We start from the raw sequence: 1,599 nt of genomic DNA, 5'->3' as shown, positions 1-1,599 counted from the left end.
GACTGAAACGGTGTGCGCTTTCAAAGGATATTTGCAGCGGTACCCAGCCAAGTTCACGTAGCTCTGTTTTGAACAAGGGGGAGTGAGTATCAATCTGACTTTTTAACTGCCAATTAGGACTAATTAGCCACGCGAACCCTGCGCGAAAAGAAAGGTTTACAGGATGCTGCTCAAGAATCTTAAGTTGCTCTGACTTTCCTATATAGCCAAGACCAGTACCGTACCATAAAGAAAGCTTTGTTTGTTCAAAAAAATTGCGCCTTTTGAACCACTCAGGGTTCTGCTGGGTGATGCTAAAATTTATGTCGAAGGCTTCACTGCCTGTTTGATTCGTGTAGTTGCCAGTGGGAATTTTAAGTGTAGCGTTGTATTGAGTATCGGAGATTTCTTTCATTTTCCATGCGAATGAAACCTCGGTGTCACCCCATGAAGACGCTTCCCGCTGAAAAGATAATACCTGCTGATTTTCAGAATAGAGTGTCCAGTTGAACCTATCGTGTTGCTTATCGGAGCGGCCATTTTGTGGAAGTGCTAATGCATCATGGAAGTGGAAAATAAATCGATCACCTAAACCGCCGCCATGTTTTATCCAGGACGCGTCTACCAGAATGCGAAGCTGTTGAGAATATTGGTATGAAACTGTGTTTCTAAATCTCCAGGTTTCTCCGTCTATGCGAAAATAGTCGCCATTTTTATCTGTAGTGCTGATGTAATTGGTGAGCGAAGCGTCTGATTGTAAATGAATCGATCCGATTTGCTCATTTGGGTAAAAGCTAGCTCTTGGGAGAGAGAAAAGCATAGCAATAGGGCTGTTGTTTCGAGCGTCTATTGTCTCGCTATTATAGGTTTGTGCAGCTTGTAATTGAGAGCTAAAAAGCACGATGTAGCAAAGGGTAGTAAGTATAGAGCGCATTAGCTTATGAAAATTAGTTAAATTAGAGTTCTAGGCTACCACGGTAAGCAATTTGCCACGAATTACCTTTGATTAAGAATTCTCGTTTTACATTTGCCATTGAACAGTACTACACGCCACGTAAGAATTTTGCTAGTGTTGCACAAGTTTTCACATCCCCTTCAGGAGATTTCATTTGCGCTTAACTAATACGCTAAAACAGCTAAAGAAAGCCCCCTTGCTTAAGCGTATTTGCTTATATAGCTTTTTGTTTAGCATATTGTTATCGCTTGGTATTGTTTTTACGAAAGGGGTTTACTCTTACCAAATGCAAGTTGATTCAATCAATGAGTGTTTAGATCATTTACTGTCTTCTAATCTTGACCCGATAAGTGAAGCTGTTTGGCGCGCAAACGATCAAAAGGTCGAAGCGATACTAATTGCGATGCTGGATGATTGTCATTTGCATATTTCTGGGAAAGAAACCAGAAAGTATACGCTCAGCTATGATGACGGTCGTACTATAACGGTTGGAAGTATTGGGGCCTCTGCCCGCATCGAGCAATCTGTCTATCCAATTAGTTATTGGAAGGGAGGGGAGGCTCAAGCCTACTGGTTAGGAGAGCTGGCTGTCGTCCAGAGTTTAGATGGGGTCATTGAAGAGGTTTCTAGGGAAGGACTGACTAGCTTTTTATTGTATGTGCTGG

General features: G+C 42.1%; 2 protein-coding genes. One reads left to right on the top strand and one right to left on the bottom strand.

Translation table 11 applies throughout. The annotated features are described in order from the left end of the window. Positions 1-913: DUF3187 family protein (locus A3766_RS27325; RefSeq protein WP_156509194.1), on the bottom strand; the 913-nt coding region annotated here is incomplete at its 3' end. A 175-nt stretch (positions 914-1,088) separates the two neighbouring features. Between A3766_RS27325 and A3766_RS27320 the strand changes: the two genes are divergently transcribed. Continuing rightward, positions 1,089-1,599: hypothetical protein (locus A3766_RS27320; RefSeq protein ID WP_156509193.1), on the top strand; the 511-nt coding region annotated here is incomplete at its 3' end.

This window comes from Oleiphilus sp. HI0132, assembly GCF_001635845.1.
Note: the sequence above shows the minus strand (reverse complement) of the source record. Positions and strands in the feature narration are given on the sequence as shown.